Annotated in this window: 22 protein-coding genes; 17 read left to right on the plus strand and 5 right to left on the minus strand. The window is 57.4% G+C overall.

Features of this window, described 5'->3' with window-relative positions; all coding sequences use genetic code 11:
• Nucleotides 1-5 precede the first annotated feature (5 nt).
• The 9 genes from BUB60_RS01180 to BUB60_RS01220 all read left to right on the plus strand — a co-directional run bounded on the left by BUB60_RS01180 (nucleotide 6) and on the right by BUB60_RS01220 (nucleotide 7,609).
• Nucleotides 6-1,532: a nitrogenase component 1 gene (locus BUB60_RS01180; protein WP_073075809.1), complete on the plus strand. Its 1,527-nt coding sequence runs from the start codon at nucleotides 6-8 to the stop codon at nucleotides 1,530-1,532.
• A gap of 18 nt (nucleotides 1,533-1,550) precedes the next feature.
• Nucleotides 1,551-2,552: an ABC transporter permease gene (locus tag BUB60_RS01185; protein WP_242941109.1), complete on the plus strand. Its 1,002-nt coding sequence runs from the start codon at nucleotides 1,551-1,553 to the stop codon at nucleotides 2,550-2,552.
• A complete protein-coding gene (locus BUB60_RS01190) occupies nucleotides 2,546-3,337 on the plus strand; it encodes an ABC transporter ATP-binding protein (protein ID WP_073075810.1) in 792 nt (263 codons plus the stop codon). The genes BUB60_RS01185 and BUB60_RS01190 overlap by 7 nt, the downstream gene beginning before the upstream one ends.
• 34 nt (nucleotides 3,338-3,371) lie before the next feature.
• Nucleotides 3,372-4,463 carry an ABC transporter substrate-binding protein gene (locus BUB60_RS01195; protein WP_073075811.1) on the plus strand — a complete coding sequence of 364 codons (1,092 nt, stop codon included), beginning with the start codon at nucleotides 3,372-3,374 and terminating at the stop codon, nucleotides 4,461-4,463.
• 107 nt (nucleotides 4,464-4,570) lie between these two features.
• The gene (locus tag BUB60_RS01200) at nucleotides 4,571-4,939 is read left to right on the plus strand and encodes a NifB/NifX family molybdenum-iron cluster-binding protein (protein ID WP_073075812.1); all 369 of its coding nucleotides are present in this window, start codon (nucleotides 4,571-4,573) and stop codon (nucleotides 4,937-4,939) included.
• Between the two features lie 42 nt (nucleotides 4,940-4,981).
• Nucleotides 4,982-5,338 (plus strand): NifB/NifX family molybdenum-iron cluster-binding protein, encoded by a 357-nt coding sequence (locus tag BUB60_RS01205; RefSeq protein WP_073075813.1) that lies wholly within the window; start codon nucleotides 4,982-4,984, stop codon nucleotides 5,336-5,338.
• 5 nt (nucleotides 5,339-5,343) lie between these two features.
• Complete coding sequence (locus tag BUB60_RS01210; RefSeq protein ID WP_073075814.1) at nucleotides 5,344-5,964, plus strand: peptidase C39; 621 nt, start codon at nucleotides 5,344-5,346, stop codon at nucleotides 5,962-5,964.
• A gap of 189 nt (nucleotides 5,965-6,153) precedes the next feature.
• On the plus strand, nucleotides 6,154-6,666 hold the full coding sequence (locus tag BUB60_RS01215) for a hypothetical protein (RefSeq protein WP_084726151.1): 513 nt from the start codon (nucleotides 6,154-6,156) through the stop codon (nucleotides 6,664-6,666).
• 307 nt (nucleotides 6,667-6,973) lie between these two features.
• Nucleotides 6,974-7,609, plus strand: coding sequence for a corrinoid protein (locus BUB60_RS01220; protein WP_073075815.1), 636 nt, complete (start codon nucleotides 6,974-6,976; stop codon nucleotides 7,607-7,609).
• A 103-nt stretch (nucleotides 7,610-7,712) separates the two neighbouring features.
• Here BUB60_RS01220 and BUB60_RS01225 read toward each other — a convergent pair whose 3' ends face one another.
• Nucleotides 7,713-8,252 carry an ECF transporter S component gene (locus BUB60_RS01225; protein ID WP_073075816.1) on the minus strand — a complete coding sequence of 180 codons (540 nt, stop codon included), beginning with the start codon at nucleotides 8,250-8,252 and terminating at the stop codon, nucleotides 7,713-7,715.
• A 186-nt stretch (nucleotides 8,253-8,438) separates the two neighbouring features.
• Here BUB60_RS01225 and BUB60_RS01230 point away from each other — a divergent pair, with 186 nt between their 5' ends.
• The 6 genes from BUB60_RS01230 to spoIVA all read left to right on the plus strand — a co-directional run bounded on the left by BUB60_RS01230 (nucleotide 8,439) and on the right by spoIVA (nucleotide 17,108).
• Nucleotides 8,439-9,635: a trans-sulfuration enzyme family protein gene (locus BUB60_RS01230; RefSeq protein WP_073075817.1), complete on the plus strand. Its 1,197-nt coding sequence runs from the start codon at nucleotides 8,439-8,441 to the stop codon at nucleotides 9,633-9,635.
• 202 nt (nucleotides 9,636-9,837) lie between these two features.
• The gene (locus BUB60_RS01235) at nucleotides 9,838-11,385 is read left to right on the plus strand and encodes an oligosaccharide flippase family protein (protein ID WP_073075818.1); all 1,548 of its coding nucleotides are present in this window, start codon (nucleotides 9,838-9,840) and stop codon (nucleotides 11,383-11,385) included.
• A gap of 79 nt (nucleotides 11,386-11,464) precedes the next feature.
• Nucleotides 11,465-12,580, plus strand: coding sequence for an aldo/keto reductase (locus BUB60_RS01240; protein ID WP_073075819.1), 1,116 nt, complete (start codon nucleotides 11,465-11,467; stop codon nucleotides 12,578-12,580).
• Nucleotides 12,581-12,631: 51 nt separating this feature from the next.
• Nucleotides 12,632-13,516: an alpha/beta hydrolase gene (locus tag BUB60_RS01245; protein ID WP_073075820.1), complete on the plus strand. Its 885-nt coding sequence runs from the start codon at nucleotides 12,632-12,634 to the stop codon at nucleotides 13,514-13,516.
• 67 nt (nucleotides 13,517-13,583) lie between these two features.
• The gene (locus BUB60_RS01250) at nucleotides 13,584-15,500 is read left to right on the plus strand and encodes a GGDEF domain-containing protein (RefSeq protein WP_073075821.1); all 1,917 of its coding nucleotides are present in this window, start codon (nucleotides 13,584-13,586) and stop codon (nucleotides 15,498-15,500) included.
• A 129-nt stretch (nucleotides 15,501-15,629) separates the two neighbouring features.
• Nucleotides 15,630-17,108, plus strand: a complete 1,479-nt coding sequence (gene spoIVA / locus BUB60_RS01255; RefSeq protein ID WP_143162237.1) for a stage IV sporulation protein A — start codon at nucleotides 15,630-15,632, stop codon at nucleotides 17,106-17,108.
• A gap of 121 nt (nucleotides 17,109-17,229) precedes the next feature.
• Here spoIVA and BUB60_RS01260 read toward each other — a convergent pair whose 3' ends face one another.
• From BUB60_RS01260 to BUB60_RS01270, 3 genes are all read right to left on the minus strand, one after another.
• On the minus strand, nucleotides 17,230-18,156 hold the full coding sequence (locus tag BUB60_RS01260; protein ID WP_073075822.1) for a LysR family transcriptional regulator: 927 nt from the start codon (nucleotides 18,154-18,156) through the stop codon (nucleotides 17,230-17,232).
• Between the two features lie 154 nt (nucleotides 18,157-18,310).
• Nucleotides 18,311-20,596, minus strand: a complete 2,286-nt coding sequence (locus tag BUB60_RS01265) for a YhgE/Pip domain-containing protein (protein ID WP_073075823.1) — start codon at nucleotides 20,594-20,596, stop codon at nucleotides 18,311-18,313.
• On the minus strand, nucleotides 20,586-21,185 hold the full coding sequence (locus BUB60_RS01270) for a TetR/AcrR family transcriptional regulator (protein ID WP_073075824.1): 600 nt from the start codon (nucleotides 21,183-21,185) through the stop codon (nucleotides 20,586-20,588). The genes BUB60_RS01265 and BUB60_RS01270 overlap by 11 nt, the downstream gene beginning before the upstream one ends.
• Nucleotides 21,186-21,478: 293 nt before the next feature.
• On the opposite strand from BUB60_RS01270, the gene BUB60_RS01275 reads away from it, so the two are divergent.
• A complete protein-coding gene (locus BUB60_RS01275) occupies nucleotides 21,479-22,027 on the plus strand; it encodes an RNA polymerase sigma factor (protein ID WP_073075825.1) in 549 nt (182 codons plus the stop codon).
• Nucleotides 22,017-23,192: a hypothetical protein gene (locus tag BUB60_RS01280; RefSeq protein ID WP_084726155.1), complete on the plus strand. Its 1,176-nt coding sequence runs from the start codon at nucleotides 22,017-22,019 to the stop codon at nucleotides 23,190-23,192. Before BUB60_RS01275 ends, BUB60_RS01280 begins: the two co-directional genes overlap by 11 nt.
• A 135-nt stretch (nucleotides 23,193-23,327) precedes the next feature.
• On the opposite strand, the gene BUB60_RS01285 is transcribed toward BUB60_RS01280, so the two are convergent.
• On the minus strand, nucleotides 23,328-24,638 hold the full coding sequence (locus tag BUB60_RS01285) for a glycoside hydrolase family protein (RefSeq protein WP_073075827.1): 1,311 nt from the start codon (nucleotides 24,636-24,638) through the stop codon (nucleotides 23,328-23,330).
• Nucleotides 24,639-24,734: the final 96 nt, after the last annotated feature.

Below are 24,734 nucleotides of genomic sequence, written 5' to 3' on the forward strand. Positions count from 1 at the left end.
ACACAATGAATTATCTGAACGCAAAATCAGCGCCCGCCCGGGAAGACCGGCTTAAAACAAACATCGCCTACGGCGGGACCTGCGCCGACGTCAAGGACTGCCTGAAAAGCGGCTGCTTCGGGGCGGGCGGCTGCCTGAATCTGGCCGGGCGCCGGTTCTCCCAGACCCACGGCTGCCAGTTCACCCTCAGCCTTGCGATCCTGAACACCCTGAGAAACGCCGTCATCATCATGCACGCGCCGATCGGCTGCGGCTCCTGCAGTATCGGCAACGTGGGCGTCAACAAGAGCTTTAAGCAGCTGCGCGACCCGAAGGCGGAAGGCGTCATCTGGCTCAACACCAATCTCGACGAGGCCGACGTCATCAGCGGCGGCGAGCGGAAGCTTCGTGAAGCCGTCCTGTACGCGGACCGGGAGTTCCGCCCGGAAACGATCATCGTCGCCAACGGCTGCGTGCCCTCTCTCATCGGCGACGATATTGACAGCATCCTCTCTGACCTGCAAAACCAGACGGCGGCCAACATCGTGCCGATCCACTGCGAGGGCTTCAAGACAAAGGTCATGGCCACGGCCTATGACGCCGTCTATCACGGGATTCTGAAAAGGTACGTGAAAACGCCCGACCGGCGGACACAGCTGGCTGAGACGGACCTCGACAAGCTGACGGAGCAGTACAGGATCAGCCGCAACGTCAATATTCTGAACGTCGGCTCCATGAGCCGGGCCGATGAGCTGGAGCTGCAGCGGCTTTTAAACGCCATCGGCTTAAATGTCACCTTCATCCCCTGCTACGCCGAGCCCGAGGACTTTGAGTACGCGCTGGAGACCTCGCTCAATGTCAGCATCTGCGGCACGCACGACGACTATTTTGTCGAGCATCTGAAAGAGACGTACAACATCCCGTTTATCGTCGATACCATCCCCATCGGCCGCAAGAACACAGACCGCTGGCTTTTGCGCATCGCCTCCCATTTCGGTCTTGAAAAAGAGGCGCAGCAGCTCATCGCGCTTGAAAACAAGCAGCTTGACGCAAGCCTCGCGCCGTACCGCAAAGCCCTCCGCGGCAAGCGCGTATTCCTGGCGGGCGGAGAAGTGCGCATCATCGCCACAGCGGAGATTTTACAGGATCTCGGGCTCACGGTCGTCGGCTTCAAGGCGCACCATTTCGATCAGTTTATAGAGCCGATGTTTGACGCTCTGGAGAATATCGACGACGTCCTGGTCGACGTGGCGACAAATCAGCCCTTTGAGCAGTCAAACCTGCTCGAGCGGATAAAGCCCGACATTTTTATCGCGCACACGGGCGGCAACAACATTTCGGCAAAGCACGGGATTCCCATTCTGCCCCTCTTCGGGCCGAGCTACAACTATCTGGGATATTCCGGCGTCTTTGAGGTCGCGCGCCGCCTGAACAAGACGGCAAGAAACGGCCAGTTCAACAAAAAGCTGGCGCAGAATTTAAAGCTCCCCTACAGGTCGGATTGGTATGCCAAGGACCCCTTTACATACATCAAACAGCAAGACGCAGTTTAACGGCGCGGAGGTATTACCGTGGAAAAAATCGCCGTACAATCAGAGTTAAACCCCGAACATAAAAAGAAACCCGTTTTCGACGTCAGGACGCTCCTGCCGGCTCTAAGCGCGCTTTTGGCGCTCCTCATCAACGTCCTCGTGCCGAACAGCCCGAAGTATGTGCAGAAGCCGTTGCCGTATTTCACGATCGCCCTTATCGCCATCATCGGCATCACGCTGGTTTTCGCCGTGCTGTCCCTGTTTTTTGAAAATCTTCGAAAGCGGGTGGCGTTCAAGAGCTGGTTCATCGCCGCGTTTATCCTGCTGCTCAATATCCTGAATATCGCGACGATCAAGCTGATGCTGCTGCAGCCGATCTACTTCCCGAATCCCGACAAGATTCTCAAGGTGTACGTGGACGACGGCGCGTTCATCCTGAAATGCCTCGGCTATTCGCTCAGGCTCCTCTTCACTGGCTTTTTCATCGGCGCCCTGGCGGGCCTCACCACCGGCATCCTCGTCGGCTGGAGCCGGAAGTGGAGCTATTGGGTGAACCCGCTTATCAAGATCATCGGGCCGATCCCCGCGACGGCCTGGGTCCCCATCGCGCTGGTGACGTTCCCGACGACTTTCACCGCGAGCACCTTTCTGATCGCGCTGGCCGTCTGGTTCCCGACGACGGTCCTGACAAGCTCCGGCATCTCGAACGTGCAGAACTCCTATTTCGAGGTCTCCAGCACATTGGGCGCCAAAGCGCTCCACAAAATCTTCAAGGTAGCGCTGCCGGCCTCGATGCCCATGATCTTCATCGGCCTGTTCAACGGCACGGGCGCGTCGTTCATCACGCTGATGACGGCGGAAATGATGGGCGTCAAGTTCGGCGTCGGCTGGTACATCAACTGGCAGAAGGATATGCTCTCGTACGCCAACGTCTACGCGGGTCTCATCGTCATCGCGGTGACCTTCTCGCTCCTCATCACGCTCCTGTTCCGGGTGCGCGACAAGGTGCTCGTCTGGCAGAAGGGGGTCATCAAATGGTAAAATCCGAGACCGGCTATATCCGGGCCGAAAACCTCCGGAAGGAGTTTGTCCAGCCGGATGGGCAGACAGTGGTGGCCTTAAGCAATGTGAACGCGGAGATAAAGCCCGGAGAATTCATCTCTCTGATCGGCCCCTCCGGCTGCGGCAAATCGACGTTTCTGCGGCTGCTGGCGGGACTCACTACGCCGGACGAAGGCGCGTTTACCCTGGACGGCGTCAAAATCACGGACGCCAGCTACGAGCGCGGCCTCGTCTTCCAGGACCCTACCCTCTTCCCCTGGCTGACCATCTACGACAACGTCGCCTTCGGCCTGAAGGTCCGCAGCATCTATCACGAAAAGAAAAAGGACGTTCTGGATTTTATCCGGCTCGTGGGACTTCAGGGCTTTGAGAAGGCCTACCCGCACCAGCTCTCGGGCGGTATGGCCCAGCGCGCGGCGCTGGCCAGGGCCCTCGTCAACCACCCAAAGGTGCTGCTGCTGGACGAACCATTCGGCGCGCTGGACGCCTTTACCCGCATGAACATGCAGGATGAGCTCATCAAAATCTGGCAGGAGCGCGGAACGACGACGGTCATGGTCACCCACGACGTGGACGAAGCCATCTATTTAAGCGACAGGATTTTCGTCATGTCGCCCCGGCCGGCCAGGATCGAGAATATCCTTGAGGTGGAGATCGGCCGCCCGCGGGAGCGGGATCTGCCCGAATTCCTGCGGCTTCGCGCCAAAATCCTTCAGATCCTCGACTTTGCGGGCAAGCGCGAGGATATCCAATACTACCTGTAAGCACATCCATTTTATAAGGAAAAGGAGTTATTATATGAACAAGTTAAAAAAGGTTCTGTCAATCCTCTTCGCACTGACATTACTCGCCGGAATTATCTCCGCTTGTTCTTCTTCGACGGGAACCTCTTCCCCCGGTTCCTCGCCGTCCGCGTCCGCCGACGCGTCGGCATCCTCGTCAGGCACCCCGGCGGCCGCGTCGCCCTCCAGCGCGCCGGAGGACGATTACGTGCTGCGCATCGGCTGGGGCGGCAGCCTCTGCGAAGCGGCGATCCATATCGCGGCTGAAAAGGGCTTCTTTGACAAAGAAGGATTAAAATACGAGCTTGTCAAGCTGGCGCCCGGAACCACGTTCGACGCTGTTACGGCCGATCAGATCGACGCGAGCTTCGGCCTTCTCGCCAGCCTCATCCAGCCGCTCTCCAACGGCCTGCCTGTCAAGATTACGACCGGCCTCCATACCGGCTGCGACAAGGTCCTCGTCAAAGCGGGCTCCGGCATCACAACCCCCAAGGATTTCATCGGCAAGACGATCGGTGTCACGAGCTATACGGCCAGTCCCTACATTTTCGCCAAGCGCGTCCTGGCCGATAACGGCGTCGACGTGACGGTGAAGGGCAACCAGGTCAACTTTGCCATCTACTCACAGGCCGACCTCCCGGCAGCCCTCGCAAAGGGCGCCGTCGATGGCATCGCGCTCAACGATCCGACGGCCACGATCGCGGCCAATCAGGATAACCTCAATATCATTTTCGACTCCGCGATGCAGGAGCCCTATAAAGACCAGTACTGCTGCTCCGCCTACGTCCGCGACAATATCATCACCGACCACCCCACCCTCGCCGCCAAGTACACAAGAGCGGTGCAGGAAGCCGCCGCCTGGGCGCAGGACAACAAGGACGAGGTCGCACAGCTTCAGGTCGACAAAAAGTACGTTGCCGGCGATCCCGCGGTGAACGCCGAGGTCCTCAAGACCTTTAATTACATGCCCTCATACCAGCAGGCTTACGATATGTTCGCCCTTCTGGGAACACAGATGCAGTCGGTTGGCTTGCTGCCCGACGACCTCGACGTCACCGCCCTGCAGAAGAACAGCTTCTTCAAGCCGGACGGTCTGCTCTATAACTAAGTACAGCGCTTCAGGCTCCCCAAGCCAAATAAAAATACCCAATGCGCCGCCGGAGGGCGGCGCATTGGGCAATTCAACAAATCTTTAATGAAACGCGGGGTGTCCTTATGGGAAAAAACTGGCGTGTCGCCACGGCAAGCACGGACGGCACCGTCGTTGACGAACACTTCGGCCGAGCCGAGGATTTCTATATCTACGATATCGGCCCGGACGGGGCTTATTCACTTCTTGAAAAGCGGTCCGTCCATCCCTCGGGCGAAGGACTTGGACACACGGAGGACGCGATGCTTGAAAAGATCACCGCCCTGCGCGACTGCTGCGCGATTCTCGTCGTGCAGATCGGCCCGGGCGCCAGAAGAAGCCTCGAGCTCAACAGGATCGCCGTTTTCGAGGCGCCCGGCGATGTTGGCGCGGCGCTGCGCGCGCTGGCTAAATATTTCGTCAGGACGAATTACAGTCCCCTGCCGGGCCTGTAATTCACCCCTGCCGAATACCTGAAAATACGGGAGGGATGGATAATGCCACTCAGGATCGCCGCGGCCAGCAGTGACGGCAAGGTCGTCAACCGCCACTTCGGCGCCGCCCGACAATTTCTGATCTTCGACGTTGACGGCGCCGGCATCCGCTTCGTCGAAAAGCGGGAGAGCGAGCCCCCGTGCAGCCAGGGGGCGCACGACGACCAGAAATTGCAGCATACGATACGGCTCATGGCGGACTGCGACGCCGTTCTCGTCAGCAGAATCGGCCCCGTCGCGGCGGCGCTGCTGGCCCAGTCGGGGATTTCCGCCATGGAATTCGGCGGGTTTATCGAAGATGCGGTTTACAAGCTCGTTAATTCATATTATGATGATAGGAAATCCATCAAAAATGAGTGAACGGCATGAAAAACCCCCTGAACTATCAGACGACGGAATTTGACTGCGGCCCGACAACGCTGATGAACGCCATGAGCTTCCTGTTCCGGCGCGAAGATATCCCGCCCGATATTATGAAGCATATCATGCTCTACAGCCTGGACGCGTATAATGTCAAGGGAGAATTCGGGAAAAACGGCACCTCGCAGATGGCGATGATGTTTTTGTGCAACTGGCTCAATCAGTTCGCCAAGGTGAAAAAATTTCCGCTTCACTGTGAGTTCCTGACCGGGGCGGATGTGTCCGTCAGTCAAACCAGCAAAATCGTCGCCTGCCTGCAGCAGGGCGGCGCCGTTGTCGTCCGGCTGCGCCACGTGGGCTGGCATTACGTTTTGCTGACCGGCGCGGACAATGAAAACGTCTTCATGTTCGACCCCTATTACCGCAAAAAGCCGTTCAATACGAACGGCGTCGCCCTGATCACCGACGAACCGTTTTCAAAAAACCGCAGCGTATCGTATGAGATTCTGAGCGGTGAGGGCAACAGCATGTATAACCTGGGTCCGAAGGACGTCCGGGAGGCCATCATTCTGTTCAATCTTGAAACGCAGAAAACCCCCGCCAGAACGATTGAGTATTTCATCTGAACCATTTCGCCGCGGCCGTTTCCGCGCCCTGTAGTCAGGACGCGTCTGTTGTGGTATACTAAAAGCACTCGGTTTGAAATACGAAAAAACAATAGCAAAGGAAGACCGAAGAACAGCTTCGGTCTTTTCACTTTTCAGCGTGTGTTTCGTCACCGCTGGGAAGCATATATGCTGCGGAGGATATGCAACATGACCCCTACGGATAAAAGAAGCTGCGGCGGCTGTGCCGGCTGCGGTGCCCAAAGCCGCCAGGCCTGCGGCCGGAGCGGCTGCTGCGGCGGATGCAGCAGAGAGATCGTCATTTCCGAGCCCGAAAGGGACTTTCTGCTGCTCCTGGCGCAAATCCCCTTTCTTCCTCTGGCGCGGTTTATCCGGAAAAGCGCTGCGCCGGAAGGGCCCGACGCAGTGGCGCTGGCGCCGGTTTATATAAATTCCGCGGGCGATTCCATGGACGCCGTGCAGACGACGAGCCTTGTTCTGCGCGCCCTGGAGAGCAAACGCCTGATTACGCTGGATTACGATAAGCCGCTGAGCAATTTCGATTATTCAATTTACGGAGAATCGCCCCTGTTCAAAGACTTCAAAGCCGCCGGTCAGGACGGCAACCATCGGGATGGGCCGCCGCCCGGGCAGTCTGTGCTCGAATGCGGCAGCATCGCTTTGACGTCACTCGGCCAGGAGGCCCTGGACAGCCTGGAGTAACCGGCATCGCAGTCCGCCGGCCGTCATGCGTCTTAAAAAAATGCGGACTCGCTTATCACAAGCGAGTCCACGTTTTTTTATGTGCATACGTAAGGGACAGCATCTCAGCCGTATTATCACATTTAGATAGTTTTGTATTAGTAAATTTTTACAACTTTTCGTATTTTTTATATACGCGCATTGTAGTAAGATACTATAAGGACAGCATATTTTGAAGCGATGGGTAAGACACCGGAAGCTGTAAGCTGTAACGCGCCGTTTTTCGCAGGCGCGGCTTACATATTTAACATTAGGAGGTCATGTTGACATGTCAAAAATCAAGGAAGTCGCCAACGCGGTGGAGCTCGGCAAGGTCAAGCTGATCGAAGGTCTCGTACAGGAGGCGCTGGACGCCGGTGACGACCCCAACGCCATTCTGAATGAGGGCATGATCGGCGCAATGAGCGTCGTGGGCGCCAAATTTCAGGCCAATGAGATTTTTGTTCCAGAGATGCTCGTCGCGGCCAAGACGATGAAAAAGGGTGTCGAGGTCCTGAAGCCCCACCTGGCCGGAGACAGCGTCGGCAAGCGCGGCAAGTACATCATCGGCACCGTGGCGGGCGACCTGCATGACATCGGCAAAAACCTGGTGGCGCTGATGATCGAAAGCGCCGGCTTTGAGGTGATCGACCTGGGCGTCGACGTTCCGGCCGACAAATTCGTTCAGGCTGTCAAGGCCAATCCCGACTGCAAGCTCGTCGGCGCGTCCGCCCTTCTGACGACGACGATGGATTCCCTCAAGAACACCGTCCAGACGATAATCGACGCCGGCTGCAAGGAGCAGGTGAAGATCATGGTCGGCGGCGCGCCCATCACCCAGGCGTTTGCCGACGAGATCGGCGCCGACGCCTATACGCCCGACGCCGGCGCCGCCGCCGTCAAGGCCGTCACGCTTGTCAGTTAAAGCCCCGTAGGCTTCAACTGAGAAAGGCAGCCCTTTCCATAGAGTCCTTCAACAAAGACGCCGCAGATTTTTTGCGGCGTCTTTGTGCGCTTTGAGACTTCCTTCAGCTTGCTCTGGAGGCCCTGGCTTTTTTTACGGCAGGCAGAGCCGCCACGGCGACAGCACCGCCGATCAGGGCGGTGGCGAGCTGCGGCAGAGAAAAGGTCGCCGATACTGTCGCGGCCTGTTTTGCCGGCAGATTTAAAAACAGGGGGATCAGCAGCCGGACGATAACGAGATATAAAATCAGGAACTTGCCGGCGGCACCGGCGACGAGCGCAACCACAGTGCCGATGAACTTTTCCTTAAAAGCCCGCTTGGCCACAAGCTGCCAGATCAGCACCAGTCCACAGTTCCCCAGAGCGATAAACGGGATCAGGACCCACAGCGGGCCTATCCCGACGAGCTTTGCCAGAAATGGGGAAATGACGGCCACGACAAGCCCCGACGAAAGCCCGCACGTCATGACCGTCATAATCAGAATCAGGTTGACCAGCGAGCCGGTAATCAGGGTAATGCCGAGCGGCGCGGTCGCTATTTGGATCACAACCAGCAACGCGAGGAAAATCGCCGTCCGGACGATCCAAAGTGTTTGTTTATTCATATAAGCGCCTCCTTACCTGTTTTGTAAAATAATATACCTTCCTGTCATAAAAATAAATATCAAAAAGCTCTGTACTGTCGGCGTTTTTTGAATTTTATTTGACAAACCTCATAAAGGATGAGACAATTACATCATCAATCCATATATGTATACTATGATATATTATTTGACAGGGAGACGATCTATTTGGGCAAACGTACATATGAGGACGCCCTCGGTTTTCAGACCAAGGCAGTGCATACCGGCAACGACGTTGACCGGGAGACGGGCGCGATCCGGCGTCCCATCGTCATGGCCAACAGCTACGAGCTGCCGTATGACCCCACGGACATGAACTGGAGCAGCGCCGGAGAAAAGCCGCTGTATACGCGCAACGGCGGCGCCAACCAAAACTACCTGCAGGAAAAGCTGCGCTCTCTGGAAGGCGGGGACGACTGCGTCGTTCTGGCCAGCGGCGTAGCGGCGCTGTCGGGGCTTTTCTTCACCCTGCTGACATCCGGGGACCACGCCGTATTTTCAAACATCACGTATATCGCTGTCTATCGCCTGCTCAACGAGCTGCTGCCGGGAAAATACGGCGTCGGGACGACGATCGTCGACACATCGGACCTGGAGGCCGTCCGTGCCGCCATCCGTCCCAACACAAAGCTGATCCACATCGAAACGCCGGGGAACCCCACAACGCAGATCAGTGATATTGCCGCCATCGCGCAGCTGGCCCACGACCGCGGCATACTGCTGTCCGTGGACAACACTTTCGCCTCGCCTTACAGCCAGCGGCCTTTGGAGCTGGGCGCGGACCTTGTCGTGGAAAGCCTGACGAAGTACATCAATGGGCACGGCGACGCGATGGGCGGCGCGGTCATCGGCCCCAAGGCGCTGATTGACCGTATCCGCGCCGACGCCATGGTCAACCTCGGCGGCGCCATCAGCCCGTTCAACGCCTGGCTGATCATGCGCGGCGCCGTGACGCTGCCGCTCCGGATGCGGGAGCACAACAACAACGCGCTAGCTGTGGCCCGTTTTCTCGAAGACCAAAAGGGCGTGCGTTTTGTCGCCTATCCCGGCCTGGAAAGCCACCGGGGTCACGAGACCGCCAAGCGGCAGATGATCAACGGCTTCGGTGGCGTGTTGGCGTTTGGCCTGAACGCCGACCACGAGACGCACAACCGTTTTGTGGCCGCCTTACGGATCATCACCTCCGCCGTCTCCCTGGGTCACGACGAGAGCCTGATTGTATTCCTCGGCGAAAAGGACGAGCGCCAGTATCTGTATCCGGAGGAGTTTCACGGCGGCTTTTTCCGCCTCAGCGTCGGCATTGAGGACGCACGGGACCTGATTGGGGATTTAAGCCGGGCGCTTGACGCGGTTGGGTTAAAATAGCCGTATATTCAGCCCCCGCCGTGCCTTACTCTGCTAATATTTGAAAGACCGGATCGCCCTTGATTTCGGTCTTTCTTTTTATTACGTATCTCCCTTCCGGCCGCGCCGGCGCCGGCGAAATGTCCCGGTATTTTAGGACATGACGCCGTGTCCTGCCCGCATATAGTGTACTAATTGTTTTCCACTAGCGGGAGGATGGCCCATGAAGCGCGGCAAAAAGATGCTGATGAATACAATACTCCTGACGGGTACGGCGCTCGTCATGCGCTCGGTGGGCATGGCGTTTCAGGTCTATCTGTCCAATAAGATCGGCGCCGCAGGCATCGGGCTGTTTCAGCTCATCATGTCCGTCAGTATGCTGGCCGCCACCTTCTCGATCTCCGGCTCCCGCTTTGCCACGACGCGCCTCGTTTCCGAGGAGCTCGGCCGGTCAAACAACGACGGCGTCAAAGCCGCCGTCCGGCGCTGTCTGATATACGCCTTCTGCTTTGGGATGGCGGCGGCGTTTCTTCTGTACTTCGGCGCGAACCTAATCGGCCTGACCTGGATCAGGGACGCGCGGACGGTGCTGTCCCTGAAGCTTCTGGCGCTGAGTCTCCCGGCCTTTTCGATGTCCGCCGTCCTGTCGGGCTATTTCACCGCCGTCACCCGCGTTATCAAATCGGCCGCCGTCCAGGTCATCGAGCAGCTCGTCCGTATCGGCGTCGTCGTGGCGGCGCTGTCGCTGGCGACCAACTACACGGTAGAAACAGCCTGTGCCATCATCGTCGCCGGCGGCGTGGCGGGGGAAATGGCCTCCTTCCTGCTGCTGTTTGTCCTCTATCTCCACGACAGGCGGCGCTATGTATCCCACCATCAGAAAACAACCGACATCACAAAGCGGCTTTTAAATATCGCCCTGCCGCTGGCGCTCTCGGCCTACGCCAGGACAGCGTTGTCGACCCTGGAGAACCTCCTTGTGCCGCGCGGGTTTAAAAAGTCCGGCGCTTCCAACGAAAAGGCGCTGGCCGATTACGGGATGATCCAGGGCATGGTCTTCCCCATCATCACCTTCCCGTCCGCCTTCTTTTACTCTTTGGCCGAGCTGATCGTCCCGGAGCTGACCGAGGCGCAGGTCAACGGGCGGACGCGGGAAATCAGGGATATCGTCGGCAGGATTCTATATATGTGCATCCTGTTTTCCTTCGGCGTCACCGCCGTCATGTTCTGGTTTTCCGACGTGCTCGGCATATCCGTATATAAAAGCGACGCCGTCGGGCATTATATCCGCCTTCTCGCCCTTCTGATGCCGGTGATTTTCATGGACAGCGTCACGGACGGCATGCTGCGCGGGCTTGGACAGCAGATGTACTCCATGTTCTATAACATCCTGGATTCCTTTATCAGCGTCATACTCGTCTACTACATGCTGCCGAAATTCGCGGTCATCGGCTATATCATCATGATCTACTTCACCGACATCTTTAACTTCACCCTCAGCATCCGCCGGCTCCGCGCCGTGGCAAAATTCCGGCTGCCTGTGAAGAACATCCTCAAAGCGGCGGTATGCGCCGTCGGCGCCGTCAATATCGCGGTGCTCCTCCTCCGCGTCGTCGGCCTGCCTCTGGCGGCAGGCGGGCTCACGCTGACGGTCCATATCATTCTCTCCCTCCTCATTTACCTCCTGCTGCTCGCCGTATTTCGCTGCGTCGGACGCAGCGATATCAAGTGGCTCCGGTCGATGATGGACATGAAAACCGGCGTGTCATAATTTAACAAAAAGGTACTTTTAAATCGTCCCCGGAAAAGATATAATGCTGTCAATAAAAACTACGAAGGAGATTACGACAATGGCTGACAAATATCTTGGAGAGCCCGTCGGCAAGCTTGGCTTTGGCTATATGCGCCTGCCGAAAAAGGGCGAGGAATTCGATCTCGAAACGATCAACCGGATGGTGGACGCGTTCCTCAGCGCCGGAATGACGTATTTCGATACCGCCTGGGTCTATCAGGGCTCGGAGGAAGCAATGCGCAAAACGCTCGTGGAGCGCCATCCCCGCGGCACATATACCATCGCCACAAAGCTCCCGGTCCGCATGGCCGCGGCGCCGGAAGACCTTATCAGATTCTTCAACACGTCGCTGGAGCGCCTGGGCACCGATTACATTGATTTCTACCTGCTGCACGGCCTGGACGCAAAGCTCAACGAAAAAGCGGAGAGCCTGGGTGCCTGGGAGCTCGTCCAAAGGCTGAAGGCGGAGGGGCGGGTCCGTCACTACGGCTTCTCCTTCCACGGCAAGCCCGAGGACCTGGAGGAGATACTGGCAAAGCACCCGGACGCCGAGTTCGTTCAGCTCCAGATCAACTATCTCGACTGGGACAGCAAGGACGTCCAGTCCCGCCGCCTGTACGAGATCGCCAGAAGCCACAACAAGCCGGTGACCATTATGGAGCCTATCAAGGGCGGCATGCTGGCCAGTGAGACCTCGGCCATCGCCCCCGTGCTCAAAGCCGTCCATCCCGACACTTCCGTCGCCTCCTGGGCGCTGCGGTTTGCCATGAACCTGGACGGCCTCATCGCCGTTTTAAGCGGCATGGGGCGCCTGGAGCAAATGCAGGACAACCTGCGCACGGTGCAACACCTGAAGCCCTTCAGCGACGCCGAGGTCCAAGCCGTCGGCGACGCCGCGGAGCTCCTCCGGAGCTCTCCGAGGATCCCCTGCACCGGCTGCCGTTACTGCGTGGAGGGCTGCCCCTCAAAGATCAACATCCCGATGATGATGAACCTGTACAGCGATTATCTCGTCTATAAGACGACGGCTAACGTGGACCACGTCTACGAAATCTTTACAAACAACGGCGCCAAGGCAAAGGACTGCGTGGCCTGCCGGTCCTGCGAGGAGCACTGCCCTCAGAAGATCGAAATTTCCGGCACCATCGCCAAGCTCTCGGCGCTTCTGGACTGATGTGTGGCGATGGCTGAAGTCAAATTGATGTCTCCTCAGGAGATCGAAAAAATGTTTGGACGCTTTGCCGCCCTGAAAAATGACACCTCGGCCCTCCGGCGTAAATTTTTGGACTGCCCCTACGGCGAGGACCACAAGCAGTCGCTCGATATCTACCTCCCCGACGAGGGCGACGGGCCCTTCCCCGCCGTCTTTTTCCTGCACGGCGGCGGCTGGACCGCCGGCAATAAAAAGGACGCGCAGATTCTGCCGTTCATGAGCGGCGTTCAGCGGGGCTATGCCGTCGTCGGTCTCGGCTACAGGCTTGTCCCGCATATCCGCTATCCGGACAACCTGTTCGACGTCAAAGCGGCGCTCCGATGGGTGGCTGAAAACGCCGCGTCATATCTCATCGACCCGGACCACGTCGCCCTGACCGGGGCCTCTGCCGGAGCGCATCTGGCCATGATGGCCGCCTTTACACAGGGACAGGCCGCTTTTGAGGGCGCGCCGCTGTCTAAAACATGTACCGTCCGCGCCGTCGTCGATCAGTACGGGCCGACCGATTTTCTCCGGCAGGCGGCACAGTACGATGCCTCGGGCTATACGCGCATGCGCGCGCCGGACGACACGTCGCCTGAATCTGTGGACGAGCTGTTGGGCGTTCCGCTGAAATCGGTTCCCAATCTGGCGTGCTTCGTCAACCCGCTGGACAATGTCCACCCCGGCATCCCGCCTGTGCTCATCCAGCATGGGCGGTACGACCCCTGCATCCCCTATCAGCAGGCGACGGAGCTCTATGAAAAAATCGTCAGGACCGCCGGCGAAGGGAACGCGGTGCTGGATATCAGCGAGACCTATACCCATGCCGACCCGGGATACGCAGACCCAGAAAGCGTCGGGCGGACCTTCGCGTTCCTCGACGGGCACCTGAAAAATAATAAGAAAAAACTGTAATATTTGACAAAATTCTCACCATTGTTTAGAATAAATGGTATTCACCGGAAGGGGGAGGTATGTCAGCGTGTTCAGAAAAAGTCTTCCTGTCTTTTTCCTCGCGATGATCATAGTCTCCCTTTCCGCGATTTTTTACGCGGCGCATACTTACGAGCAAACCGAGCGGCTGCCCGGTCAGGGCATCCATGCCGCGATTCTGCTCTCCCTGCTTGCCGTACTGGCCGTGACGATCGCCGCCTTTGTTATTGTTTTCAGAGGACAAGCCCCGAAACGACGCCCGGCGGACGTCTATCCTTTAACGATGTCGATTCCGAGCGGCATTTGCCGCATTGAGAATTTTGAGACGGGCCGGATCATTTTTGCCAACGAGTTTTATTACGGCATGTTCGGATACACCGAGGAAGAGGCGCGCCTGGGCGGCTTTACGACGGCGGACTTTACTGTCGTGCCCGAAGACCTGGCGGCGCTGAAGGAAAACATCCGTCAAAACTTCACGCTGAGCATCAACTGGTACGAAACAGAGGTGCGCCACGTCCGGAAGGACGGCGAGGTCATCTGGACGCTTTCCCGGTACAGCAGGGACCGGAGTCTGGCGGGCTCGGTCACTGTCGTCATGATCGACATCACCGACAGAAAACGGATGGAGGAAAAGCTGCGCATCAGCGAAGAGGAATACCGCATCGCGACGCTCCACAGCAACAAGCACATCCTCCGCCTGGACATCCGCACCAGAATCTCCTATCACCAGACAAGCCTCCCCCCGGTCTTTGACGTCCCGCCCGTCCTGGAAAACGTGCCGGAAAGCATCATCTCCTCCGGTGCGATCGCGCAGGACAGCGCGGACGCATTCAGAGGGTTTTTCGACACTATTTATCGCGGCGAACGCGAGGGCAGCGTCGTCGTCAGCGCCTATGACCGCGGCGCCGAGGAGTACAGATGGTATCACTTCGATTTCACCTCGATCTTTGACGACGGCGGCAAGCCCGCCCAGGCCATCATTTCTTTTTATGACGTCACGCTGCAGCGACAGAAGGAGCTGGCCTTCCAGCGCTGGCAGCAGACCTACAACGCCATCCCGAAAAGCGCCACGAATTATTATGAGTACAACTTGACGGACGACAGGTTCGAGCACGAGGAGGGCGGCATGTTCCCGCCGCTCCCCCGGGTTATTTCCCGAAAGCTGCGCGACGTCACATCCTTTATCGCCCGGCGGCATATCTATAAGGAGGACGCAAACATCTTTCTCACCTTCATGTCCCGGGACCGCCTGCTTGAAAACTACGCCTCCGGCCACCATACCGACAAGACGGAATTCCGGCGCCTCGCGGACGGCATGCCCAAGTGGACGTCCATCAGCGTCCAGCTGATCCCCGACCCGTACTCTCCCGATGTGAAGGGCTATTTCCTCCTTGAGGACATCGACGAGCGGAAAAAGGCCGAGCTGAGCCTCCAGGAGCGGTCAACGCTCGATTCGCTGACAGGGCTTTTGAACAGAGCCACCTTTATCGAGAAATTCACGGAGATTCTTCAGCAGAGCGAGTCCGAGACGCAGCACGCCCTCATCATGCTCGATATCGACAATTTCAAAACCATCAACGACACGCTGGGACACAGCGCCGGCGACGCGCTGCTTCTGAGCATCGCCGGCAAGCTCAAGTACGCGCTGCGCACAGACGATCTCTGCGGCCGCCTCGGCGGTGACGAATTCGTCATTTGCCTGAAAAGCATGAATCTCGGAAAACCGCTGGAGACGCGCGTCAGCGATCTGTGCCACATGATCTGTGACGAGCGCAGCTGGGGCGTTTCCGTTTCGGCGAGCTTCGGCATCGCCGGCTTCCCCTACGACGGCCTGACGTTTGACGAGCTTTACAAAAAAGCCGATATCGCGCTGTACCGGGCAAAAGCGCAGGGCCGCGGCCGCTTTGCCGTCTACGACCCCCAACTGAGCTTTGACGATATCGCCGCCGCCGTCAAACAGCCCTGAAAACACGCGCCCGGGCGGCCGCCCGGGATTTTTTTATCGCGATGGGATTTTATAAAACAAGCAGTATATTTCCCCCTTTCTCCTCATACATATTTACGGAAGACACAATCCTATTAAGGAGGAGTAAGAGTGAACGATCACAACATTTATGAGGATATCGCTCTCCGCACCGACGGGGATATATATTTAGGTGTAGTCGGGCCCGTCAGGACAGGAAAATCCACCTTTATCAAACGCTTCATGGAAACGCTTGTCATCCCGAACATCGACAATGTGTATATGCGGGAGCGCGCCCGCGACGAGCTGCCCCAGAGCGGCTCCGGGCGCACGATCATGACGGCGGAGCCGAAATTTGTACCGGAAGACGCTGTGGACATCACGATGGACGGCAGCGCGACGGTCTCCGTGCGTTTGATTGATTGTGTCGGTTACATGGTTCCGGGCGCCATCGGCCAGTTCGAGGGCGACGCCGAGCGCATGGTGACGACCCCGTGGTTTGATTACGATATCCCCCTGACCGAGGCCGCCGAGGTCGGCACGCGCAAGGTCATCTCCGAGCACTCCACCATCGGCCTTGTCATCACCACCGACGGCTCCATCACCGACATCGAGCGCCAGAACTACATCGAGCCGGAAGCGCGCGTCATCAAGGAGCTCAAGGAGATCGGCAAGCCGTTTCTCGTTATCGTCAATTCCGCCAATCCCACGTCCGAACGGGCCGTCCGGCTGCGGCAGGAGCTCTCCGAGAAGTACGGGGTCACCTGCCTGGTCAAGAACTGCATGACGCTGGACAAGGATGATATCACCGGCATCATCAAATCGGTCCTCTATGAGTTCCCGCTGTATGAGTTCGGCGTTTATCTGCCCGCCTGGGTCAACGCGCTGCCGATGGATCACACCATCAAAAGTGAGTTGTTCACAACGATCCGGAAATGCCTCAATCCCGCCCTGCGCATCAAGGACGTGGACACCGCCGTGGGCGCCATCGGCGAGTCCGGCAACATCAGCCAGGCCTCCGTCCGCGATATGGACCTGGGCCGCGGCATTGTCAGCGCCTCGCTGGAATTGCCCCACGAGCTGTTTTACAACACGCTGAGCGAGCAGTCCGGCCTCGACATCAAGGACGACGGCGACCTCATCTCTCTCCTCTCCGAGCTGTCGAAGATCAAGCGCGAGTACGACAGGATCGACTCGGCGCTGCAGGACGTACGCACCCGCGGGTACGGTATCGTCATGCCGGGCCGGGAGGAACTGCGGCTGGAGGAACCGGAAATCGTCCGTCAGGGCGGCCGCTACGGCGTCCGGCTGAAGGCCAGCGCCCCGTCGATCCACATGATCATGGCCAACATTGAAACCGAGGTCTCCCCCGCCGTTGGCGGAGAAAAATCCTCCGAGGACATCATCAACTTCCTGCTTCAGGAGTTCGAGGGCAACGTGGGCAAGATCTGGGAATCCAATATCTTCGGCAAATCCCTCTACGACATTGCCGGCGAGGGCCTCAACGCCAAAATCAAAAAGATGCCCGAGGAGACCCAGGGCAAGCTCCAGGAGACGCTCCAGCGCATCGTCAACGAAGGCAGCGGAGGACTGATCTGCATCATCTTGTAATACGGAAAAATCTCATATGAGGATATTGACATAAAGGAAGGGTGAACGTACCGCACGTTTCACCCTTCCTTTGTATTTACGGCCATTTTTTATAAGCATAATCGAGCTAATATATCCGCCGTCAGAGCTCGTCCAGGCCGCCGGTGCCGTCGGGAAGAATACCGATAAAATCCCTGGCTTCCCCGGAAACTTCATTTGTTCGCCATGCGGCTGCCAGGAACGGGTCGTTCCCTGACGGCGGCATATCGAAAAATCTGATTTCCTCATGGCCGGGCGCCTTCTGAAAATATCCGCACACGCTCATGCCCTTTCCCTGCCTCAGCACGCGGATCAGGGATTGGAAATTCTGCACGAAATGGACGTCCTTCGGCGTGATGCCAAAGCGGCTCAGCGTCACCAGCGTCCTTTTTTTATCGACGACCTCATTGCTGAAAGGGATCGTATAGAACACCTCGTTCTCCAGCGCCGTGCGGTCGATCTGTTTTTCCGACTCCAGCGCCGCCAGCGGGTGCTTTGCCGACATGGCCAGGCACACCCTGCTTTTGAATATGCGCCGCACCGTGACATTCGGCAGGTCGCTGAAGATAAAGTCGTGCGTGAAGGCGATATCCACATCGCCGAAGCTGATCGCCTGCTTCAGCTCCAAAAAATCATACAGGCCCTCGTCCAACTCGATATCGGGATGCGCGGCCGCGTAATCGCTGATCAGCCGCTTGAGCTTGTCGTAATCCTCGCTGGAGTCGTATGTACTGGGATAGCCGATCCTGAGGATTTTTTTCTTCGTCATGCTCTTGGCATGCCGGACCATTTTGCACATGCTGTTATACGGGGTGCGGAAATTGGCGTACAGGTATTCGCCCGCCGGCGTCAGCGTCAGGCCCCTGTTGGTCCGCACAAAGAGCTTGACCTCAATGCCTTCCTCAAGTCTCTGGATGGTTTTGCTCACGGAGGACTGTGAAATGTAGAGCGCGCTTGCCGCCTCGGTGATATTCATTCTCTCCGCCACCGCGAAAAAGGTTGCCAGCTGCTGGAATGTGATATTGTACATCGCAAATTTCCCCCGGCTGTATAATGCGCCTGACCTTCAGGTGATACCGTTTGAAATATACCATGCCGGCCCGGCAATTTCAAGCCTCCCGATACGGCGCGCCGGCCCGGCAACGGCAAGAGGAGGGCGCGGACGCCCTCCTCTTCATCTGTATTCAGTTGGCGTTTTCGGCTGCGGTCACCGCCGCCAGGCGCTTCTGCTTGACTTTCCCGCCCACGGAAAACAGCATCGTCAGCACGGTGAAGCAGATGCCGATACCCGCGAGGATCAGTGCCGAGGTCAGGGCCGATTTGCCGTCATAGCCGCTGATCGTCTCTTTGAACAGCGTGACGGAATAGGTCATCGGCATGAACGGATAGAGCACATTAAAGAATTTCGGGACAGTCTCCATCGGGAAGGTGCCGCCACAGGAGGTCAGCTGGAGGATGAGGAGCAGGAGCGAGAGGAATTTGCCGGCGTCCTTCAGGCAGACCATGAAAAACTCGACGATGGAGATAAACACCATGGAGACCAAAATGCACGACAGATAATACGCCGCGGGGGCGGCCAGCTTGATGCCCAAGCCGTAATGCACGATGAGCGCCAGCGCCACCGCCTGCACGACGCCGATGAGCGCAAACACACCGACCCGCACAAACCGCCGCCCGGAATCCCGCGACAGCATCGGGATCTTCTCGTCGCTGTCCAGATAGATGCCGACGAACATGATGATCGCGCCCACGTAAAGCGACAGGGAGATAAAGTAGGGCCCAAAGGCCGTGCCGTAGTTGGGGACGGGATTGACCGGGCTCTCGGTGATGTCCACGGGATTCGAGGCAAAGGCCGGCAGCCCGTCCGCCGCTTTCAGGTCGTCGTTTGCCGTGGAGATAGAATCGTCCACGCCGCTTTTTGCCGTCCCGATGCCGTCAGACAGTGCTTTGGCGCCGTCCTGCAGCTGTGTCGTGCCGTCCTGCAGCTGCGTTGCACCGGCGGCGACCCGGTCGGCGCCTTCTTTGGCCGACGCGAGACCCGCTGTCAACGCCTGTGCCCCGTCATACAGCTGCCGGGAACCGCTGTCCAGCTGATCCAAAGCGCCGGTCAGCGCGCTCATGCTGTCGGAAATTCCGGAGAGCGCCCCCGCTTTCTTCTGCAGCGCGTTAACGCCGCCCGAGACCTGCGCCGCCCCGCCGCTGAGCTGCTTGAGCGCCGCGCTCAGCTCAGCGATATTGCCTTGCATATCCGACAGCGACCCTTCGGCGGCTTTCAGCTGCGCCGTACCGGCCGCAACAGCGGCAGCGCCGGACTTGAGCGCGCTCCCCGATTGCGCGAGCTGCTGCAGCTGCTGCCGGTTATCCGGAGACAACGCCGCCTGCAGCAGCTGCCCGACAGCGGCCACCTTCTGTGCGTCCGTCATGGACGGCGACGTTTCAATGGCGCTCAGCTGCGTCATCAGGGCGTTTTCCTGGTCCAGCAGCGCCCCCACGCCGTCCACATAGCTGCCGACGCCGGCCTCAAGCTTGCCGGCGCCGTCGTCCGCGGCGTCGATGCCGCCCACCAGCGCCGGGATACCGCTTGTTTTGGAGGATACGGCGTCCGAGAGCTGCGCGGCACCGCCCGAGGCCTTACTGAGCCCGTCGGAAACCTGCTGCGCGCCGGAAACGAGCTGCTGCATCCCCTCCGTCAGCGACGCGGTCTGGCCGGCGGCGCCGCTCATTGCAGACATGGCGCTCTTCACGCCGCTTTTCGTCTGGGCGATCCCGCTGTGCAGCGCGGCGATGCTCCGGTCGAGCGTTTCGGAGCCGTCCAGCAGCCTACCCAGCCCGCCGTCCAGCGCGCCCGCGCCCGCGGCCAGATCGTTCTGGCCCTTTTTGAGCTCGGCAAGGCCGCTGTCCAGCCGCGCCGCGCCGTCCGACATATCGCCGAGGCCGTCGCTCAGCTCCCGCAGCTGCGACGGGACCTCACGCAGCTTGTCGGTCAGCTGCGACGTGATCTCTTCGTCGACCTTGGTTTCCAGCTTCTCCTCCAGCTGCAGGACGGCGCGGTTTAAAATCTGCGCGGCCAGAAAGTTCCGCTTTTCGTTGGCGGAATATGTAATGCGCGCGACATGCTTATCTGCCGTGTCGGCGCTGGCGATGTCCCTGGAGAAATTGTCCGGGATCGTGATCACTGCGTAATACTGCGTGCCGTTAAGGCCGCCGGATGCGCCCACGGCGTCCGTCTTGACCCACTTGATCTCATTGTCCCGCGTCAACTCGTCAACCAGCTCACTGCCGAAATTCCGCGCCGCGCCGTTCACCTCGGCCCCGCTGTCCTCGTTGACGACGGCCACCGGCAGCTGGCTGAGTCTTCCGTAGGGGTCCCAGAACGCGCCCAGATAAAATAAGCTGTACGCCAGCGGAATAACGATAACGGCCAGAATGATGGCGACCTTCATAATCCGCCCGGATTTTTTAGTTTTCATTTAATGCCCTTTCCTTGTTCTCTGCCGCCGTCAGCAGCCCGCCGAAAATAACGCCGATGGATTGTGATATCTTTCTTTCGTCGAGCGGCTCATGGAATTCCTCCCACTCAAACGCCAGCGCGCCGTAGCTCCTGATGATGACAAAGGCAATGATCTCCAGATTCAGCTTGTCGGTGACAATGCTGTCGAGCCGGCTTTTCAGATATGCCGCGATCTGATCGTCGATCATTTTAACGCCGTTTTTGGCGATGGCGATCTTCATATCGCGCGCCTCGGTCATAACCTTGAACAGGAACTTCTGCTTCTTCCTGTACGTCAACATGGTGTAAATGACCTCGACGATCTCGTCCACAAGCGGCAGGTCCTTACTCATGATCTGGCGGAGCAGCACGTCGAATTTGCCGATGAATTCCTCCAGCAAATAGTAAAACAGCGCTTCCTTATCCTTAAAGTACAGATACAGCGTGCCCTTCGCCACACCGGCGCGCTCGGCAATGCTGTCCATGCTGACAGCCTTGTATCCGAAGTTCGTGAACAATTCCTTTGCCGCCTTTACAATTTCCGCTTTTTTTGTCTCTTTATCAGACATAGAACGCCTCCTCAAAATGACCGAATGACCAATTCGGTCATTATTATAGTCCCGTGATTTTGAAATGCAATATCGAAGTGCTATAAATTTTTACCGTCGCGCCGAAAATATTTCATCAAAACAGCCGAAACAATTAAAATCCATGCGCCAGGTCCTGAAGCCGCACATGGATTTTTGCTGTTTCTATCTGTTATTTTATATAAGCAGGCTTTAAAAAATTATTATTCAAAAATGAACCAATTGACATCTCGTGACTATTGACAGGTGTATAGGATTCAGGAAGGAGGTCAGGCTTGGAAATACGGTCCGCAATAAAAATTCAACAAACACCGCCGCGTTATATGTTTGCGGATCTGGTGGATGAGCACAGCGATTCGATTTACAGGTTTTGCCGAAGCCTTACTTATTCCAAAGAGGATGCGGACGATTTATTTCAGGAAACATTCTTAAAAGCGTTTGAACAACTGCCCAAGCTTAGCGCTTCGGACAATCCGAAAGGTTTTCTCTTTTCCACGTCGCTGTATATCTGGAAAAGCTGGAAGCGCAAGTATGCCCGCCGCAAACGGCTGGCCCCCGTTGAAACGCTGGATGAAAACAACGCCGCCGGCTTACATATGGAAGAGCGTTTTATGGCGCAGGAAGAAACCCGCATTGTCCGCGAACTGGTTGAGGCTTTGCCGGATAAATTCAAAATTCCCGTTATCCTATACTATACCATTGAAATGAGCATAACGGACATTGCCGTGGCCCTGAAACTTCCGAGCGGTACAGTCAAAAGCAGGCTGTTCAAAGCGCGGAAACTTGTTGAGAAAGGATTGGCTGCGATTGATTATGAAAAGTAAAAATTACAGTGTAGATCTACTGCTTAAAAAGGCCTTGAGCAGTGCCGAAATCCCTTCCCCGGAGTTAGTACAAAAAGTAAAATATGAATGGATCAAGGAGGAACCTGTTTTGAAGAAATCCGTTATACGACACTCTTTCAGCGCAGCCGTCATTGCCGTTATTGTCTTTGTGTTCGCTACCACCGCATTTGCGGCCTGGTATTTCCTCTCGCCCTCAGATGTTGCGGACAGGCTGGAGTCTCCTGCTTTAGCGGAAGCCTTTCGCAGTAATGATGCCTTGCTGGTCAATGAAACAAAATCTCAGGGCGGGTATGATGTGACCTTTCTGGGCATTGTATCCGGCAAAGGACTCACAGCGTTGGACAGCGCGGTAGATACTGCAAAATCCTACGCGGTAGTCGCGATTGCAAAGCAAGACGGCTCTATGCCCGACACCAGTGACGAGGACTTTGATAATGTGCCCTTTTTTGTCTCTCCGCTGATCAAGGGACAAAAGCCCTGGCTTTATAATATCGCCAGCATGAACGGCGGATATTCGGCCTGCGTGGCAGACGGCGTCATGTATCGCTTAATCGATTGCGACAGTCTGGAGATGTTTGCCGACCGGGGCCTTGAGCTGATTGTCAGTTCTACTGATTTCTATAGCACCGAGGCGTACAACTATGATGAAGCTAGCGGCCTTGTTGCTCCGAACCCCGATTTTGAGGGCGTCAACCTGGTATTTGATCTTCCGCTCGATCCCACCAAGGGCGATTTTGAAAAAGCCCGGCAGTACCTTGACACCTTATGGGAGGACACGGGAACAAACGGTGCCGAAGCTGCTTTCGGGCAGGCAGCTGCGGCCGATAAATCGGTTGAGCTCCATGACAGTGATAAAGGTATCGGCGTAAGCCGGGTTATGACCTATGAAGAATATCAGGCCTGGGTGGAACAAAAGCTTGCCGAAACCCAGGAGCTGGTCAGCAAGGGCGAATATTCGGCAGCTTCGCTGGAGCGTGACCGCAGTGATTATGAGGACAAGCTGGAAAAGGTCAAAAACGGCGCAACACTGACGATGACAGAATTTGAGGATGGCAGTTACACAGTCATACTGACTTATCCTGAAACCGGAGTCCCCGTAACCCGCAACGCCGATGGCGGCATTGTTCTTGGCAATCAGCCATAGTCACGCCGGCATCGCTAAAAAGGTCTCAATTCAAAAGATTAAACCACCGGCTCAGCTAAGCCGGTGGTTTGACCTTACTTTTCACAAAATAACCGCCGAAGCGCATCAGCAGCGCCCGGCGGTTTAAATTCGTTATCAGCTTTGCCCGATGCCCAAATTGTACATCCGCCAGACGATGGCGCTGAGCTCGGCGCGGGTGATGCTGTTCTGCGGGTAATACATGAGGCTGCCCGACTCGGTGCTGCTGCCGGTGATGATATCGGCGTGATACAGCGCCAGTACGAAGCCGTCCGACGTATCCGCAAACGTCGTCTCCGGCGTGTCTATGGACGGCAGGCCCACGGCCTTGGCGGCGATATGGGCAATCAGCTGGCGGTTGACGGGCGCGTTAAGATCGGCGATCTCTCCCTGGCTGACAATGCCCTTCGACATGGCCAGCGTCAGATAGCCGCCGGCCCAGCTGCCGTTGGCGGCGGGCTGCGGCGCAAACCCCACGGCCAGCAGAATGAGCTTCAGCGCCTCCCCGCCGGTGACGGTGTCCAGCGGACGGAACGTGCCGTCGGGCAGCCCCGTGATAACGTTCCCGGCACCCAGGTCGGTCACGTACGTATAAAACCAGTCCCCCGACGCCACATCTGAAAACACACCGCTTGGCACCGGCACGCCGCCGGACGACCAGGACGCCGTGACCGCCAGATTCTGAGACACCGTTGTCAGTGCGGTGATCCCGGTCCCGCCATCTGTGAACCAGCCGGCAAATGTATAGCCGCTCATGGACGGCGCCTCGATATTGCCGTAGGGCTTGCCGTATTCAAAAAACTGTATGCTGTTGTCGATGCTGCCGCCATTGGCGTCAAAGGTCAGATACCTGTAATCGTGCGGGTCGGCGCCCGTATAATCGTTATAGAGAAAAAGCTTCACCTCGCGGATGCGGCGCTCGACGAGCCTGTCGACGACGTTCTTCCCCTGGTGGCACCAGGTGCCGATGGCGTTGACGATGTCCATGTCCGAATATCCGGAGATACCGTTTTTCAGCGCGCTGCACAGGCGATAGGACGAGTTAATCCATCCGGTGCCGATGTTATATGTAAGGTCCAGCAGCGCGTCAAACTGATTTTGCGTCAGCAGAATGTTGTACTTCGTCAGGAATTGATTGACCGTATTTTCTTTCGACGCCAGAGCCTGGCGCAGGAGCGCATCCCCCGTCTCCTCCGTGATGCCGTCGGGATAATCGGAGGACTTGCAGATGGTGCCGTAACCGATAAACGCCGAGCCCGAATCCCAGTAGACCTGGCTGCGGAACCCCTCGAATTCCTTGATGAGTGCGATGCCCGACGCGCTGGTCGTCATCGCCGCGGCACGCGCGGGCGGCGTCAGCAGCGCCGCCGACAGCAATACGGCTGCCGCGGTCACAAGCGTCGACGCGCGTTTTGCTCCGGTTTTCATTGGATTCACACCCCTGTCCCTGGCGGTTACTTTAAAAAAACAGCACTATGCGACAGTGCTGCTTAACATTAGGGCCAACATTGATCGATAGAACAC

Source organism: Sporobacter termitidis DSM 10068, assembly GCF_900130065.1.
GTDB classification, from domain to species: domain Bacteria; phylum Bacillota; class Clostridia; order Oscillospirales; family Oscillospiraceae; genus Sporobacter; species Sporobacter termitidis.

Excerpts from the sequence above, each read along its gene's own strand:
- BUB60_RS01180 (WP_073075809.1), top strand. The coding sequence starts at position 6 with ATGAATTATCTGAACGCAAAATCAGCGCCCGCCCGGGAAGACCGGCTT.
- BUB60_RS01190 (WP_073075810.1), top strand. The coding sequence starts at position 2,546 with ATGGTAAAATCCGAGACCGGCTATATCCGGGCCGAAAACCTCCGGAAG.
- BUB60_RS01195 (WP_073075811.1), top strand. The coding sequence starts at position 3,372 with ATGAACAAGTTAAAAAAGGTTCTGTCAATCCTCTTCGCACTGACATTA.
- BUB60_RS01200 (WP_073075812.1), top strand. The coding sequence starts at position 4,571 with ATGGGAAAAAACTGGCGTGTCGCCACGGCAAGCACGGACGGCACCGTC.
- BUB60_RS01205 (WP_073075813.1), top strand. The coding sequence starts at position 4,982 with ATGCCACTCAGGATCGCCGCGGCCAGCAGTGACGGCAAGGTCGTCAAC.
- BUB60_RS01210 (WP_073075814.1), top strand. The coding sequence starts at position 5,344 with ATGAAAAACCCCCTGAACTATCAGACGACGGAATTTGACTGCGGCCCG.
- BUB60_RS01215 (WP_084726151.1), top strand. The coding sequence starts at position 6,154 with ATGACCCCTACGGATAAAAGAAGCTGCGGCGGCTGTGCCGGCTGCGGT.
- BUB60_RS01220 (WP_073075815.1), top strand. The coding sequence starts at position 6,974 with ATGTCAAAAATCAAGGAAGTCGCCAACGCGGTGGAGCTCGGCAAGGTC.
- BUB60_RS01225 (WP_073075816.1), bottom strand. The coding sequence starts at position 8,252 with ATGAATAAACAAACACTTTGGATCGTCCGGACGGCGATTTTCCTCGCG.
- BUB60_RS01235 (WP_073075818.1), top strand. The coding sequence starts at position 9,838 with ATGAAGCGCGGCAAAAAGATGCTGATGAATACAATACTCCTGACGGGT.
- BUB60_RS01240 (WP_073075819.1), top strand. The coding sequence starts at position 11,465 with ATGGCTGACAAATATCTTGGAGAGCCCGTCGGCAAGCTTGGCTTTGGC.
- BUB60_RS01245 (WP_073075820.1), top strand. The coding sequence starts at position 12,632 with ATGTTTGGACGCTTTGCCGCCCTGAAAAATGACACCTCGGCCCTCCGG.
- BUB60_RS01260 (WP_073075822.1), bottom strand. The coding sequence starts at position 18,156 with ATGTACAATATCACATTCCAGCAGCTGGCAACCTTTTTCGCGGTGGCG.
- BUB60_RS01265 (WP_073075823.1), bottom strand. The coding sequence starts at position 20,596 with ATGAAAACTAAAAAATCCGGGCGGATTATGAAGGTCGCCATCATTCTG.
- BUB60_RS01270 (WP_073075824.1), bottom strand. The coding sequence starts at position 21,185 with ATGTCTGATAAAGAGACAAAAAAAGCGGAAATTGTAAAGGCGGCAAAG.
- BUB60_RS01280 (WP_084726155.1), top strand. The coding sequence starts at position 22,017 with ATGAAAAGTAAAAATTACAGTGTAGATCTACTGCTTAAAAAGGCCTTG.
- BUB60_RS01285 (WP_073075827.1), bottom strand. The coding sequence starts at position 24,638 with ATGAAAACCGGAGCAAAACGCGCGTCGACGCTTGTGACCGCGGCAGCC.